Genomic DNA, 13,505 nt, shown 5'->3' on the forward strand with positions numbered 1-13,505 from the left:
CTCCCTCCATCGCGGGCCGGGGGATTCCGGCCCCTCTGGGGTTGCCTACCCGGATTCGCGACTCAGGACTCAGCGCAACGCGTTGCGCTGAGTCCTGAGGCTGTTGCAATGAAGATGAGAATCAAGGCGCCGACACTCGCGAAAATTTTTCCAAAATTGTCCTTGCATCGTGGTCCGAGTTCCCGTATAGTACTTCTTCGCACGGGGGCGTAGCTCAGCTGGGAGAGCGCTTGACTGGCAGTCAAGAGGTCAGGGGTTCGATCCCCCTCGTCTCCACCCGAGCATTGAATGAGGCTCCAACGCAAGTTGGGGCCTTTTTTCATATAGGCACACAAGGTCAAAGGCGGCAGCATGATCCTCCTGGTCGACAAGATCGAAAAAAGCTTCGGCGCGCGCGTCCTCTTTAGCGGCGCGTCCTTCCAGATCAACCCCGGCGAGCGCTTCGCGCTCGTGGGCCCTAACGGCGCCGGCAAAACCACCATGCTCAAAATCATCATGGGCATCGACAGCCCCGACGCCGGCCAGGTCCAGTACGCCAAGGACTGCCAGGTGGGCTACCTAGAGCAGGAAACTAATCTGGAGCACAAGGACACCACCATCCTTGCCGAGGTCATGGCCGCCGCCAAGGAAATCCGCCGCATGGGCGAGCGCGCTAACGAGCTGCAGGCCCAGATCACCGAGCTCTCCGAGCAGGGCAAGGACGTCGACGCACTCCTTAACGAGTACGGCCAGGTCCAGGACCGCTTTGAGCACCTGGGCGGCTACGAGCTCGAGAGCAACGCCCGCAAAATCCTTTCCGGCCTGGGCTTTAAGGTCACCGACTTTGAGCGCCCGTGCTCCGAGTTCTCGGGCGGCTGGCAGATGCGCATCGCGCTCGCCAAGCTCTTCCTGCGCCACCCCGACCTGCTGCTGCTGGACGAGCCCACCAACCACCTGGACCTCGAAAGCGTCCAGTGGCTGCGCGGCTTTATCGCCAACTACGACGGCGCCGTCCTCATCGTCAGCCACGACCGCGCCTTCATGGACGCCTGCGTCGACCACGTCGCCGCCCTCGAGAACCGCCGCGTGACCACCTACACCGGCAACTACAGCAGCTACCTCAAGCAGCGCGAGGACAACCTGGAGCAGATGCGCGCCAAGCGCGCCGCCCAGGAGCGCGACATCGCCCACATGCAGGTCTTCGTCGACAAGTTCCGCTACAAGCCCACCAAGGCAGCCCAGGCCCAGGAGCGCATCCGCAAGATCGAGCAGATCAAAAAGGAGCTTGTCATCCTACCCGAGGGCCACAAGCACATCGACTTTAAGTTCCCCGACCCGCCGCGCTCTGGCGACATGGTCGTGGGCCTGGAGGGCGTCTCCAAGTCCTACGGCAACAAGCACATCTACAGCGACATCGACCTCAAGCTCTACCGCGGCGAGCACGTGGCGCTCGTCGGCCCCAACGGCGCTGGCAAGTCCACGCTCATGAAGATCCTCGCCGGCCTGGAGCCGCCCACCACCGGCACCCGGGACCTGGGCACCAACGTGGGCGTGGCCTACTACGCCCAGCACGCGCTCGAGGGCATGACCGAGTCCAACACCGTCTTGCAAGAGATCGACACCGTCACGCCCAAGTGGACCGTGCCGCAGCAGCGTAGCCTGCTGGGCGCCTTCCTGTTTAGCGACAACGACGCAATTGAAAAGCAGGTCCGCGTGCTCTCCGGCGGCGAAAAGGCGCGTTTGGCCCTGGCCAAGATGCTCGTGGCCCCCGAGGCGCTCCTGTGCCTGGACGAGCCCACCAACCACCTGGATATCGACTCGGTGGACATGCTCGAAAACGCCCTGCAAAACTTCCCCGGCACCATCGTGCTGATCAGCCACGACGAGCACCTGGTGCGCGCCGTGGCGAACCGCGTGATCGACATCCGTGACGGCAAGGTCACGGTCTACGACGGCGACTACGACTACTACCTCTTCAAGCGCGAGGACCTCGCAGCCCGAGCCGCCGCCGAGGCGGCAGGGGAGAGCGCGCCGGCGGCGAGCAAGACAACCAAAGCCAACGACGCCCAGACCAGCAGTCCCGCCGCGGCCCCCAAGCCGGCCGAGGGCAAAAAGACCAAGGAGCAAAAGCGCGCCGAGGCCCAGGCTCGCGCCGCGCTCAACAAAAAGCTCAAGGGCGTGCGCAACCAGCTCAAGAAGATCGAGACCGAGCTTGACAAAAAGCGCGCCCGCTATGACGAGCTTATGGAATTGATGGCAAGCGAAGAGCTTTATGCCGATCAGGACAAGTTCAACGCCGCGCTGGGGGAATATAACGGGCTTAAGCAAGAGCTGCCCAAGCTCGAGGACGAATGGCTCGAGCTTTCCACCCAGATCGAAGAGGAGACCGCGCGTGAACTCTCGTAAGGCCGCTGCCGTGGCGATGAGCATCATCGCCATCGCCTGTCGCATCTGCGGCGTCTTTATGAGCGCGATGACCGTGCTACTGTGCTTTAGTGGCCTCACCGCCAAGCTGCAGATCGTGGGCTTTGTCGTCGAGCTCTCGCGCGCCCTGCCGAGCGCCATTGCCGGCTACGGCGTCATCACGTCGCCTTTTGGCGGTGTGTTCCGTCTGGATTACGCCATCGTGGCCGTCATTTTGTTTGTGGCCGATTACCTGCTCACGCGCGCCTCGCGCCGCGTCCGCTAGGGGAGCGCCATGTCCAGCAGCCACCTCATAAACCTGCTTGCCAGCGCCATTGCCGTCATCGTGGGTATTGTCATCCACGAGAGTGCGCACGCTGCCGCGGCCTGGGCACTCGGAGACAAGACGGCCCGCTCCCGTGGCCGCGTCTCGCTGAACCCGCTCAACCATATCGACCCGTTTGGCACCATCATCCTGCCGCTGCTCATGCTTGCCGCCGGCGGCCCGGTATTCGCCTTCGCCAAGCCGGTGCCCGTCTACCTCAACAACCTCAAGCACCCCAAGCGCGACGAGGTCCTGGTGAGCGCAGCCGGCCCTGCATCGAACATCGCACTCGCGTGTCTCGCGGCCGCCCTCATGCACGCGACATACGGCAATCTCTACACCAGCATGTCCTTTGCCGTGGCGTCCCAAATCATGAACTTTGGCGCCACGTTTATCGTGGTCAACCTGTCGCTCGCGTTCTTTAATCTCATCCCGATCCCGCCGCTCGACGGCTCGTCGATTATCGTCCCATTCCTCAAGGGAAAGGCGCTCGCCAACTACTACCGCCTGCAGCAATACGCCATGCCCATCCTTATCATCGTGCTGTACTTGCTGCCCATGTGGACCGGCATCGACGTGATCGGCCGCTATTTCGACGTTACCGTGTATCCGCTGGCTGAGCGGCTGCTCGACTTCGCAATCGCCGGCATCTAAGGTAAACTTACAGGTCGACCGTGCAAAACGGTCGCAACATGCACCCAAACCGCGCCGCGAAGGCGCCGTCAAAGGAGGTCGAAGATGTCGTATCGCGTGTCGACGCAGGTCTACAGCGGACCGTTCGACCTGCTGCTGCAGCTGGTAACCCGCCAAAAAGTTGATATCGGCGCCATCTCAATCAGCGAGGTGGCCGAGCAATACCTTGCCGAGGTCGAGCGCATCGAGGCGCTGGACCTGAACGTGGCGAGCGACTTTTTGCTGGTCGCTGCAACCCTTTTGGACATCAAGGCCGCCTCGCTGGTGCCCCAGGAGGCCCCGAGCAAAACCGTCGACGATGACGAGGACGACGATGACCTCGAGGAACTCAGTGCGCTCGACGGCGACGCCCTGCGCGAGGTCCTGATCCAGCGCCTGATCGCTTACAAGCAGTTTAAGGGTGCGGCGGCGGCCCTTGGCGCGCGCATGCAGGCTGAAAGCCGCATGCATCCGCGCGTGGCCGGCCCCGACCCCGAGTTTCTGGGCCTTATGCCCGACTACCTGGCTGGCATCACTCTGCGCGGCCTCGCCGTCATCTGCGCCGACCTGGACGGCAAGCGCCAGACCTTCCTGTTGGAGGCCGAGCACGTGGCACCGCATCGCGTGCCGCTCGACCTGACGGTGGCCTCGGTCGACCGCTTTACCATGGCGCACCAAAGCTGCACCTTCCGCGAGCTGCTGGACGGCGACGCCACCACCGAGCAGCTCGTCGTTACCTTCCTGGCCATGCTCGAGCTCACCAAGCGCGGCTCGCTCACGCTGAGCCAGGACGAGATCTTCGGAACCATTCAAATCAACCGCTTCGAGAGCGCCGAGGCATACGTGCCCGGCGAGGGCCCCGAGCTCACCGAATAGGAGCGCCAACCATGTCAACCCTTTCCACGCTGGAGGCAAACAGCCTCAAAGGCGCCCTCGAGGCGCTGCTGCTGGTGTCGAGCGACCCCGTGAGCGCACCCGCGCTGGCAGGTGCGCTGGATATCGCCCCGGGCGAGTGCGCGTCGCTTTTGGCCGAGCTCAAGGTTGAGTACGAGGAAGCCAACCGCGGCTTTCAGCTGCGCGAGGTCGCCGGTGGCTGGCGCCTGTTTACACACCCCGCCTACCACGACGTGGTCGAGGCCTATGTGCTGAGCTGGGACACGCAAAAGCTGTCGCAGGCGGCGCTCGAGACCCTGGCCGTCATCGCCTATCACCAGCCCGTCACGCGCGAGGTGGTCAAGGGCATCCGCGGCGTCAACTCCGACGGCGTCATCGCGTCGCTCGTGGACAAAGGCCTAGTGCGCGAGCTCGGCCGCGACCCCGAGCGCGGTCAGGCCATCATCTACGGCACGACCAACGCCTTCTTGGAAAAGTTCGGCCTGCGCTCCACTCGCGACCTGCCCGATCTGGAGCAGTTTGCTCCCGACGAGCAGTCGCGCCAGTTTATCCGCGAGCGTCTGAGCGGCCGCAGCATTCAGTCCACGCTCGAGGAGCAGGCCGAAGATCTGGACGAAGAGCGCGAACTGATCGATACCGATGTTGAGGACACCGATGGCGATGAGCTTCTGCCCACCGGTGACACCTCGGAGGATATGCATGACGAGGACTAACGAAGCAGGGGAGGCGCGCACCGCAAGTGCCACGGGCGCCACAACGCCCGTAGGCGACGCCCAGCCTGTCTACCCGCACACCATGCGTCTGCAGCGCTTTTTGGCGCGCGCGGGCGTGGCGAGCCGCCGCGGCTCTGAGGACCTGATGACCGCCGGCCGCGTGACCGTCAACGGCCAGGTCGCGACCGAGCTGGGTACCAAGGTCGACGTCGACCGCGACCATATCGAGGTCGACGGCATGCCCGTTAAGCTCAACCAGGGCGCCGTGTACCTGATGCTCTACAAGCCGTCCGGCTACCTCACCACTATGAGTGATCCGCAGGAGCGCCCTTGTGTGGCCGACCTGGTTCCCCGCGACCGTTTTCCGGGCCTGTTCCCGGTGGGCCGTTTGGACCGCGACACCACGGGCCTATTGCTCTTTACCACCGACGGCGACCTGTCGCAGGACCTGCTGCATCCCAGCAAGCACGTCTACAAGACCTACCAGGCACTCGTGGACGGCTACCTGACCGATCGCGACTTGGAACCACTCCGCCGCGGCATCGAGCTCGACGATGGCCTGTGCCAGCCGGCGATCTGCCGCATCATCAACGCGCGCGAGGCCGAGGCCGTGGCCCCGCAGGGCATCAAGCCCGGCACCACCGCCGTGGAGGTCATCATCCGCGAGGGACGCAAGAACCAGGTCAAGCGCATGCTGAGCAAGATCCACCATCCGGTGATCCGCCTGCACCGCTGCAACTTTGCCGGCCTGGAGCTCAAAGACGTGGTCAAGGGCTCATGGCGCGAGCTCACCGACCGCGAAGTGCAGATCCTGAAGGCCGGCGGTATCCCGCCCAAGCAGGCCGGCTCCAAGCGCGGCGCCGCGCCGGCGACTAACACCGCGAGTCGCACGCGTCACCACGGCAGCCACGGCTCCGCGCCCAAGCGCAACACCTACCGCGAGCGCTACACGAGCTAGGCAACCCGCCAAGCCCCAGCGCCCGCGTCCCATACCAGAACGTCAACCACCGAAAGGAAGCATTGCATGATCGTTGCCATCGACGGCCCCGCCGGTTCCGGCAAGTCCACCATCGCCAAGGAGATCGCCCGCCAGCTGGGCTTTAACAAGCTCGACACGGGCGCCATGTATCGCGCCGTCACCTTCGCCGCGCTCGACCGCGGCATCGACCTGGACGACGAGGCGGCCATCGAAGCCCTCGCCGAGCAGATCGAGATTCGCTTTACCAACGGCACCGGCGAGGACACGCGCCTGACCATCGACGGTGCGGACGCCTCGGCTGCCATCCGCACCCCGCAGGTCGACGCCAACGTGTCCAAGGTCTCGGCCTACCCAGGCGTGCGCGCCGCCATGCTCATCCACCAGCGCCGCGCCGCCGAGGACCGCGACATCGTCGCCGAGGGCCGTGACATCGGCACCGTCGTGTTCCCCAATGCGCAGGTCAAGGTGTTCCTGACCGCCGACCCGCGCGAGCGCGCCCGTCGCCGCGTGCTGCAGCGCCACCAAAACAACGCCCAGCCGCTCACCGAAGAGCAGCTCGAGGCCGAGGTCGACGAGACCCTCGACGCCCTCAAGCAGCGCGATAAGCTTGACAGTAGCCGCGAGGTCGCACCGCTCGTTCCCGCCGAGGACGCGGTACATGTCGACTCCACCGCTCACACCATCGACGAGGTCGTCTCGATCATCGAGGACCTCATCAACCAAAGGAGGTAGCCCATGCGCCTGTTTAAGCAGACGCCCGAGGATTACTACAACGCCCCCTACGACGAGTTTCCGGCGCTCATCCGCGGCGCCGTCGCCGTGGTCATGGGCATCCTGTGGGTCTTCTCCAAGCTCATGTGGCGCTGGAAGGTCGAGGACAGCGACCTGCTGTTTGAGCGCCAGGAAGGCCGCGGCAGTGTGGTCATCTGCAACCACACCTCAATGGCCGAGTTGCTGGCCGTGGAGACGGCGTTGTTCTTTGGCGGCCGCCGCATCCGCCCGATCTTTAAATCCGAGTTTGCCAAGACCAAGATTGTGCGCTGGGCCTTTAGCCGCGTGGGCGGCATTCCCGTCGAGCGTGGCACTGCAGACATGAAGTGTCTGCGTGCCGCCCAGCATGCGCTGCAGCGCGGCGAGGACGTCTTGATCTTCCCCGAGGGCACGCGCATCCGCTCGCGCGAGATCAAACCCGAAGTCCACGGCGGCTTTGCGCTCATCGCTCAGATGGGCAAGGCGCCCGTCAACCCACTCGCCATTTGTGGTTGGTCCGATATTACGCCTAAGGGCAAAAAGCTCATGCGCCCCAAAAAATGCTGGATCCGTGCCGGCAAGGCCATCTCGCTTTCCGATGCTCCGGCCGAGCTCAAGCGCAAGGAACGCCTGGCATGGTTTGAGTCCGAAGCCATGAGTCGCGTCTACGCCATGCGCGATGACCTGTGCGCCGAGCACCCGGGAAGGTTCTAGCCATGGGCGAGTATGTCATGAACACTGCCGAGGCTGTGACCGGCAAGGCAGACGCCCCCACCATCGAAATCGCCGCCCACGCTGGCACCTGCTACGGCGTGCAGCGTGCGCTCGATATGGCCCTGGCGGCCGCCCCGCAGGCGGGGGAGAACGCTCAGGTCCACACCCTGGGCCCGCTCATCCATAATCCCATCGTGGTGCGCGAGCTTTCCGAGGCAGGCGTCGGTCTGGCCGAGACCCTAGACGACGCCGCATCGGGCACCGTGATCATCCGCGCGCACGGCGTGGTGCCGCAGGTGATCGAGGCCGCTCGCGAGCGCGGTCTCGACGTGGTCGATGCCACCTGCCCCTACGTGAAAAAAGTCCACGTGGCGGCGGAGCGCCTGGTACGCGAGGGCTACCGCGTGATCGTCGTGGGCGAGCCGGGCCACCCCGAGGTTGAGGGCATCCTGGGCCATGCCGGCGATGACGCTCAAGTCGTGAGCTGCGCCGCCGATGCGGACGCGCTGCCGCTCAAGGGCAAGGTTGGGCTCGTCGTGCAGACCACCCAGACCGCGCAGAACCTGGCCGAGGTCGTGGCTGCCATCACGCCGCGCGTGCAGGAACTGCGCGTGATCAACACCATCTGCGCCGCCACGAGTGAGCGTCAACAGGCAGCAGCCGCACTTGCCAACCGCTGCGACTGCATGGTCGTGGTGGGCGGCAAGAACTCGGGCAACACCCGCCGCCTGGCGCAGATTTGCGCAAACGCCTGCGAGCGTACGTATCACATCGAGGAAGCTTCCGAGCTTCAGGCCGCGTGGTTTACCGACGCTCACCACATCGGCATCACCGCCGGAGCCTCCACCCCGCAAGAACACATCGAACGCGCCGTCGAGCGCATCAAGGAGCTTTGCCGCTAATCATGGACCAGACCGTACCCGCATACGCCGCTGAGGTGGCCGATTACGGGCGCAGCCGCGACCCCGAGCCGGGTGAGGGCGCGCTCGTTAAAAACGTGCGCCCCGAATCGCCCGCATGGGATGTGGGTATCGAGCCGGGCATGCGCGTGCTCACGGTCAACGGCGAGCAACTGACCGATATGATCGTGTGGCTCTGGGAGGCAGATGACGACACTGTCGAGCTGGAGGTATTCGACCCGCGCGACGACACCGTCACCCCCGTCGAGCTTGACCGCTTTCCCGGCGAGGACTGGGGTCTGGAGTTCGATGGCCCTATCTTCGATGGCATGCGTACCTGCGTAAATGCCTGCGTGTTCTGCTTTATGACCATGCTGCCCAAGGGCGGTCGCTCCACGCTCTACATTCGCGATGATGACTACCGCTTGAGCTTTTTGCAGGGCAACTTTGTCACGCTCACGAACCTCACCGACGAAGATGTTCAAAACGTCATCCAACGCAACATGAGCCCCATGAACGTGTCGGTCCACGCCGTGAGCCCCGACATCCGTCGCCGCATGATGGGCCGCAACGCCCAGCGCGGCATGGACGTGCTCGAGGCCATCATGGCCGCCGGCATCGAGATTCACGCGCAGATCGTGCTGTGCCCCGGCATGAACGACGGCGAGGAGCTGGAAAAGACTCTGCGCTTTTGCGAGGAGCACGAGCAAATCACGAGCCTGGGCATTGTGCCGCTTGGATTTACCAAGCATCAGAACCGTTTTAGCTGGTCCTACAGTGACAAGCCCGAGCTGGCGCGCGAGACTATCGCCATGATCCGGCCCTTCCAGGACCGTGCCTTCGAGCGCTTTGGCCGCCATACCTTCCAGATGAGCGACGAGTTCTACCTGGATGCCGGCATCGAGCCGCCTGAGGCGGACTTTTACGACGGCTACCCGCAGTACTACGACGGCATCGGTATGATTCGCTCCTATCTGGACGAGACCGACAACGTGCTCGCCGCCGATGCCGAGCGCCTGCGCCGCGTTCGCGAGGCAATCGCCGCCCGTGACCAGCGCCTGCTGTGCCTTTCGGGCGCCAGCGCGCGCGATACGGTAGCGCGTTTTGTGGAATCGCCGCAGGGCCTTGCCGGTACCGTCACGGCCATCAAAAACCGCTACTTTGGCGGCAACGTGGACGTGACCGGCCTCATCGTCGCCTGCGACATCTTGGAGCAACTGCCACAGGACCTATCGGGGGTTATGCTCTTTGTGCCTAAGCTCATGTTCAACGCCGACGGCATGACCCTTGACGAGTATCATCGTGACGAATTACTCGCAAGCCTTACCGGTCGCGGCGCCGAGGTTCATGTGGTATCGACCATGCCGCACGAGCTGCTCGATACCCTGGAGCACATCCTTGGCATAACGCCCGCCAATTCAACTATTCCCGCTGACCCTACCCATTAAAGGAGAGCAGATGAAACCTATCGTCGCCGTCGTCGGACGCCCCAACGTGGGCAAGTCCACGCTCGTCAACCGCCTGGCCCAGACCTCGGACGCCATCGTCCACGAGTCCCGCGGCGTCACGCGCGACCGCTCGTATCACACGGCCGATTGGAACGGCCGCGAGTTCACCATCGTCGACACGGGTGGCATCGAGCCGCTCAAGAGCGATGACGTCTTTGCCACGTCCATCCGCGACCAGGCCCTTGCTGCCGCCGAGGAAGCAGCCGTCATTCTGTTTGTGGTCGATGGCCGCACCGGCGTCACCGAGGAGGACGAGTCGGTCGCCCGCATGCTCAAGCGCTGCGATAAGCCGGTCTTTCTGCTGGTGAACAAGCTTGACAACCCCGACCGCGAAAACGACAACATTTGGGAGTTCTATTCGCTCGGCATCGGTGAGCCCACGCCGCTCTCGGCCCTGCATGGCCACGGCACGGGCGACCTGCTCGACGACATCGTGGCCCTGTTGCCCGAGGAGGAGGACGAGGTCGCCGACGAGTTCCCCGATGCGCTGAACGTGGCTATCATCGGCCGCCCCAACGCCGGTAAGTCCTCGCTGTTCAACCGCATCCTGGGCGCCGATCGCTCCATCGTGTCCAACATCGCCGGCACCACGCGCGATGCCATCGACACCGTCGTCGAGCGCGACGGCAAGCACTACCGCATGGTCGACACCGCGGGCATTCGCAAGAAGAGCACCGTGTACGAGAATATCGAGTACTACTCCATGGTCCGCGGCCTGCGCGCCATCGACCGCGCCGACGTGGCGCTGCTCGTCGTCGACGCCTCCGTGGGCGTCACCGAGCAGGATCAGAAGGTTATGGGCTTGGCCATCGAGCGCGGCTGCGCCATCGTGGTTCTGCTCAACAAGTGGGATCTGCTCGACGATGACCGCAAGCGCGAGGCCTGCATGGAGACCGTCGACCGCCGTCTGGGCGTTATGGCTCCCTGGGCCCAGTACCTGCGCATCTCGGCCCTGACCGGCCGTAGCGTCGAGAAGATCTGGGCGATGGTCGACGCAGCCGAGAAGACGCGCTCGCAAAAGATCACCACCTCGCGCCTCAACACCTTCCTCACCGACCTGCGCGAGTTTGGCCACACCGTGGTGGACGGCAAGCGTCGCCTGCGCATGCACTACGTGACCCAGACGGGCGTCAACCCGCCGACGTTTACGTTCTTCGTCAACCACAGCGACCTGGTCAACGACACCTACCAGCGCTACGTGGAGAACCGCATGCGCTCGACCTTCGATTTTTCCGGCACGCCCATTCGACTCTTCTTTAGGAAGAAGGAGCAAAAGGATGCATAATCCGATTCTGCTGACCGCCAGCTGCGCCGTGGTCTCGTTCTTTATCGGAGCGATTCCGTTTGGCTTGATCCTGGGCCGCGTGTTCAACCACACCGACATTCGCAAGGCGGGCTCCGGCAACATCGGCACCACCAACGCCCTGCGCGTGGCCGGCCCCAAGGTGGCCGCGCTCACGCTGCTGCTCGACTGCCTTAAGGGCGCCATCTGCGTCCTTATCGCCCGTCCGCTTATCGCGGGCGTTGGCTATGGCTTCCCTGTGAGCATCATGGCGCCTGGAGCTCCCGGCGACTGGATGCTCGGCGTCATCTGCCTGGCAGCGGTATGGGGTCACATCTTCTCGCCGTACCTCAACTTCCACGGCGGCAAGGGCATTGCCGTGGGCTTGGGCGTCATCCTCGCCTGGTACTGGCCCATCGGACTTTCGCTGCTGGGCATGTTTATCGTGGCCGTTGCCATCACCAAGTTTGTGTCGGTGGGCTCGCTTGCCGCGGCCATCGGTCTTCCCATCGCCGTCTGTGCGGTCTTTCCGTACAGCAGCCTGGGTCTCAAGTTTTGCATGGCGATGATCGGTATCACCGTGGTGTGGGCCCATCGTGCGAACATCAAAAAGCTCATGACGGGCAAGGAGTCCAAGCTCTCGTTTACCAAGCGCGTCACCGAACCCGACGATAAGTAGGAGAGAGTCATGAATGTTGCGCTGATTGGCTCCGGCTCCTGGGGAACCGCCGTCGCCGGCCTTGCCGCCGCGCGAGCCGAGCACGTGACCATGTGGGCCCATAGTGAGCAGACGGCCGCCGGCATCAATGGCGAGCATCGTAACCCCCGCTATCTGGTGGACTACGAGCTGCCCAGCAACGTCGTTGCCACGACGGACCTGACGCAGACGCTCGACGGTGCCGAGGCCATTATCTTTGCCGTGCCCTCCACGCACCTGCGCAGCGTATGCCATCAGGCAGCACCCTTCATCGCCGCCGACACCCCGGTACTCTGCCTCACCAAGGGTATTGAGCCCGATTCCGGCCTGCTCATGAGCGAGGTCATCGCCAGCGAGATTGGCAACGAGGCGCGCGTGGCGGCGCTCTCCGGCCCCAACCATGCCGAGGAGATTTGCCGCGGCGGACTTTCTGCCGCCGTCATCGCTAGCAAAGATCCGCAGGTAGGGGAGACCTTTAAGGACCTGCTCCTATCTACGGCCTTCCGCATCTACCTGTCGCAGGACATGACCGGCGTCGAGGTATGCGGCGCCATGAAAAACGTCATCGCTATCGTGTGCGGCATTTCCGCCGGCTCCGGCGCGGGCGATAACACGCTCGCCCTTATCATGACGCGCGGCCTGGCCGAGATCAGCCGCCTGGTGCACGCCCGCGGCGGACAGGCCATGACCTGTATGGGACTTGCCGGCATGGGCGACCTCATCGCCACCTGTACCTCGGAGCATTCGCGCAACCGCACCTTTGGCTACGAGTTTGCCCACGGCGTGTCACTCGACGAGTACCAGGCACGCACGCACATGGTGGTCGAGGGTGCCGTTGCGGCCCGCAGCGTCAGCGAACTCGCCCGTTCACTGGGCGTAGACATTCCGCTCACCTTTGCCGTGGAGCAAACGCTCTACAACGGTGTTACTTTGGATAGGGCGCTCGAGATTCTTACCGACCGCGTCCCCTCTCAAGAGTTCTACGGACTCACTGACTAGCACAGAAAGGCTACTACCATGGGTTCCATCAAAATCGCTCCGTCTGTCCTTTCGGCCGATATGGCCAACCTCAAGGGCGAGCTCGACAAGATCGCCGGCGCCGACTATGTGCACTTCGACGTCATGGACGGTCACTTTACCGGCAACCTCACCTTTGGCGTTGACATCCTCAAGGCCGTCAAGCGCTCCACCGACGTGCCGGTCGACGCGCACCTCATGGTGTCGAACCCCGACGAGACGGTCGATTGGTATGCCGACGCCGGTGCCGACATGATCACCGTGCACTACGAGGCCTCCACGCACCTGCACCGCACGCTCACGCATCTGCAGCAGCGCGGCGTCAAGGCCGGCGTGGTACTCAACCCCGCCACCCCCGTCTGCGTGCTCGAGAGCATCATCGACGTTGTCGACATGGTGCTGCTCATGAGCGTGAACCCCGGCTTTGGCGGCCAGAGCTTTATCCCCGGTACCATTGCTAAACTCCACGAGCTTAAGGCCATGTGCGAGCGCCACGGCGTGTCGCCCATGATCGAGGTCGACGGCGGCATTTCTTCCAAAAACATCGCCGAGGTCGTCAAGGCCGGTGCCAACGTGCTCGTAGCCGGCTCCGCCGTATTTAAGTCCGAAGATCCCGCCGCCGAGGTTGCGCTGCTGCAGAAGCTGGGCAACGAGGCCGCACAGGAGGCATAAA

Annotated in this window: 14 protein-coding genes and 1 tRNA gene; all 15 read left to right on the forward strand. The window is 63.8% G+C overall.

The features are described from left to right. Positions 1-203: 203 nt before the first annotated feature. The 15 genes from AAAX73_RS08595 (at position 204) to rpe (ending at position 13,504) form a co-directional block, all read left to right on the forward strand. A tRNA-Ala gene (locus AAAX73_RS08595) sits at positions 204-276 on the forward strand. A gap of 75 nt (positions 277-351) precedes the next feature. Then, on the forward strand, positions 352-2,385 hold the full coding sequence (locus AAAX73_RS08600) for an ABC-F family ATP-binding cassette domain-containing protein (protein WP_349125632.1): 2,034 nt from the start codon (positions 352-354) through the stop codon (positions 2,383-2,385). Then, entirely contained in the window at positions 2,372-2,668 is a 297-nt protein-coding gene (locus AAAX73_RS08605; protein WP_349125633.1) for a hypothetical protein, read from the forward strand. The genes AAAX73_RS08600 and AAAX73_RS08605 overlap by 14 nt, the downstream gene beginning before the upstream one ends. 9 nt (positions 2,669-2,677) lie before the next feature. Further along, positions 2,678-3,361: a site-2 protease family protein gene (locus AAAX73_RS08610; protein WP_349125634.1), complete on the forward strand. Its 684-nt coding sequence runs from the start codon at positions 2,678-2,680 to the stop codon at positions 3,359-3,361. A gap of 84 nt (positions 3,362-3,445) precedes the next feature. After that, positions 3,446-4,255: a ScpA family protein gene (locus tag AAAX73_RS08615; protein WP_349125635.1), complete on the forward strand. Its 810-nt coding sequence runs from the start codon at positions 3,446-3,448 to the stop codon at positions 4,253-4,255. Positions 4,256-4,266: 11 nt separating this feature from the next. Next, the gene (gene scpB / locus AAAX73_RS08620; protein ID WP_349125636.1) at positions 4,267-4,986 is read left to right on the forward strand and encodes an SMC-Scp complex subunit ScpB; all 720 of its coding nucleotides are present in this window, start codon (positions 4,267-4,269) and stop codon (positions 4,984-4,986) included. Beyond that, the gene (locus AAAX73_RS08625) at positions 4,973-5,944 is read left to right on the forward strand and encodes a pseudouridine synthase (RefSeq protein ID WP_349125637.1); all 972 of its coding nucleotides are present in this window, start codon (positions 4,973-4,975) and stop codon (positions 5,942-5,944) included. The genes scpB and AAAX73_RS08625 overlap by 14 nt, the downstream gene beginning before the upstream one ends. A 66-nt stretch (positions 5,945-6,010) precedes the next feature. Beyond that, complete coding sequence (gene cmk / locus AAAX73_RS08630) at positions 6,011-6,697, forward strand: (d)CMP kinase (protein ID WP_349125638.1); 687 nt, start codon at positions 6,011-6,013, stop codon at positions 6,695-6,697. 3 nt (positions 6,698-6,700) lie between these two features. After that, complete coding sequence (locus tag AAAX73_RS08635; protein ID WP_349125639.1) at positions 6,701-7,429, forward strand: lysophospholipid acyltransferase family protein; 729 nt, start codon at positions 6,701-6,703, stop codon at positions 7,427-7,429. Positions 7,430-7,431: 2 nt separating this feature from the next. After that, the gene (locus AAAX73_RS08640) at positions 7,432-8,331 is read left to right on the forward strand and encodes a 4-hydroxy-3-methylbut-2-enyl diphosphate reductase (RefSeq protein ID WP_233514980.1); all 900 of its coding nucleotides are present in this window, start codon (positions 7,432-7,434) and stop codon (positions 8,329-8,331) included. 2 nt (positions 8,332-8,333) lie between these two features. Continuing rightward, entirely contained in the window at positions 8,334-9,776 is a 1,443-nt protein-coding gene (locus AAAX73_RS08645; protein WP_349125640.1) for a DUF512 domain-containing protein, read from the forward strand. Between the two features lie 10 nt (positions 9,777-9,786). Then, positions 9,787-11,121, forward strand: a complete 1,335-nt coding sequence (der, locus tag AAAX73_RS08650; RefSeq protein WP_349125641.1) for a ribosome biogenesis GTPase Der — start codon at positions 9,787-9,789, stop codon at positions 11,119-11,121. After that, entirely contained in the window at positions 11,114-11,797 is a 684-nt protein-coding gene (gene plsY, locus AAAX73_RS08655) for a glycerol-3-phosphate 1-O-acyltransferase PlsY (RefSeq protein ID WP_349125642.1), read from the forward strand. Before der ends, plsY begins: the two co-directional genes overlap by 8 nt. A 9-nt stretch (positions 11,798-11,806) precedes the next feature. After that, entirely contained in the window at positions 11,807-12,814 is a 1,008-nt protein-coding gene (locus AAAX73_RS08660; RefSeq protein WP_349125643.1) for an NAD(P)H-dependent glycerol-3-phosphate dehydrogenase, read from the forward strand. 18 nt (positions 12,815-12,832) lie between these two features. Then, positions 12,833-13,504: a ribulose-phosphate 3-epimerase gene (rpe, locus tag AAAX73_RS08665; RefSeq protein ID WP_196031248.1), complete on the forward strand. Its 672-nt coding sequence runs from the start codon at positions 12,833-12,835 to the stop codon at positions 13,502-13,504. Position 13,505: the final 1 nt, after the last annotated feature.

It is taken from the genome of Collinsella sp. CLA-ER-H9, assembly GCF_040092295.1.
Classification (GTDB): Bacteria; Actinomycetota; Coriobacteriia; order Coriobacteriales; family Coriobacteriaceae; genus Collinsella.

What these genes read in the sequence shown, in the direction of transcription:
- AAAX73_RS08600 (WP_349125632.1), top strand. Translation starts at nt 352, where the DNA reads ATGATCCTCCTGGTCGACAAGATCGAAAAAAGCTTCGGCGCGCGCGTC.
- AAAX73_RS08635 (WP_349125639.1), top strand. Translation starts at nt 6,701, where the DNA reads ATGCGCCTGTTTAAGCAGACGCCCGAGGATTACTACAACGCCCCCTAC.
- rpe (WP_196031248.1), top strand. Translation starts at nt 12,833, where the DNA reads ATGGGTTCCATCAAAATCGCTCCGTCTGTCCTTTCGGCCGATATGGCC.
- AAAX73_RS08640 (WP_233514980.1), top strand. Translation starts at nt 7,432, where the DNA reads ATGGGCGAGTATGTCATGAACACTGCCGAGGCTGTGACCGGCAAGGCA.
- AAAX73_RS08625 (WP_349125637.1), top strand. Translation starts at nt 4,973, where the DNA reads ATGACGAGGACTAACGAAGCAGGGGAGGCGCGCACCGCAAGTGCCACG.
- scpB (WP_349125636.1), top strand. Translation starts at nt 4,267, where the DNA reads ATGTCAACCCTTTCCACGCTGGAGGCAAACAGCCTCAAAGGCGCCCTC.
- AAAX73_RS08660 (WP_349125643.1), top strand. Translation starts at nt 11,807, where the DNA reads ATGAATGTTGCGCTGATTGGCTCCGGCTCCTGGGGAACCGCCGTCGCC.
- cmk (WP_349125638.1), top strand. Translation starts at nt 6,011, where the DNA reads ATGATCGTTGCCATCGACGGCCCCGCCGGTTCCGGCAAGTCCACCATC.
- AAAX73_RS08610 (WP_349125634.1), top strand. Translation starts at nt 2,678, where the DNA reads ATGTCCAGCAGCCACCTCATAAACCTGCTTGCCAGCGCCATTGCCGTC.
- plsY (WP_349125642.1), top strand. Translation starts at nt 11,114, where the DNA reads ATGCATAATCCGATTCTGCTGACCGCCAGCTGCGCCGTGGTCTCGTTC.
- AAAX73_RS08615 (WP_349125635.1), top strand. Translation starts at nt 3,446, where the DNA reads ATGTCGTATCGCGTGTCGACGCAGGTCTACAGCGGACCGTTCGACCTG.
- der (WP_349125641.1), top strand. Translation starts at nt 9,787, where the DNA reads ATGAAACCTATCGTCGCCGTCGTCGGACGCCCCAACGTGGGCAAGTCC.
- AAAX73_RS08645 (WP_349125640.1), top strand. Translation starts at nt 8,334, where the DNA reads ATGGACCAGACCGTACCCGCATACGCCGCTGAGGTGGCCGATTACGGG.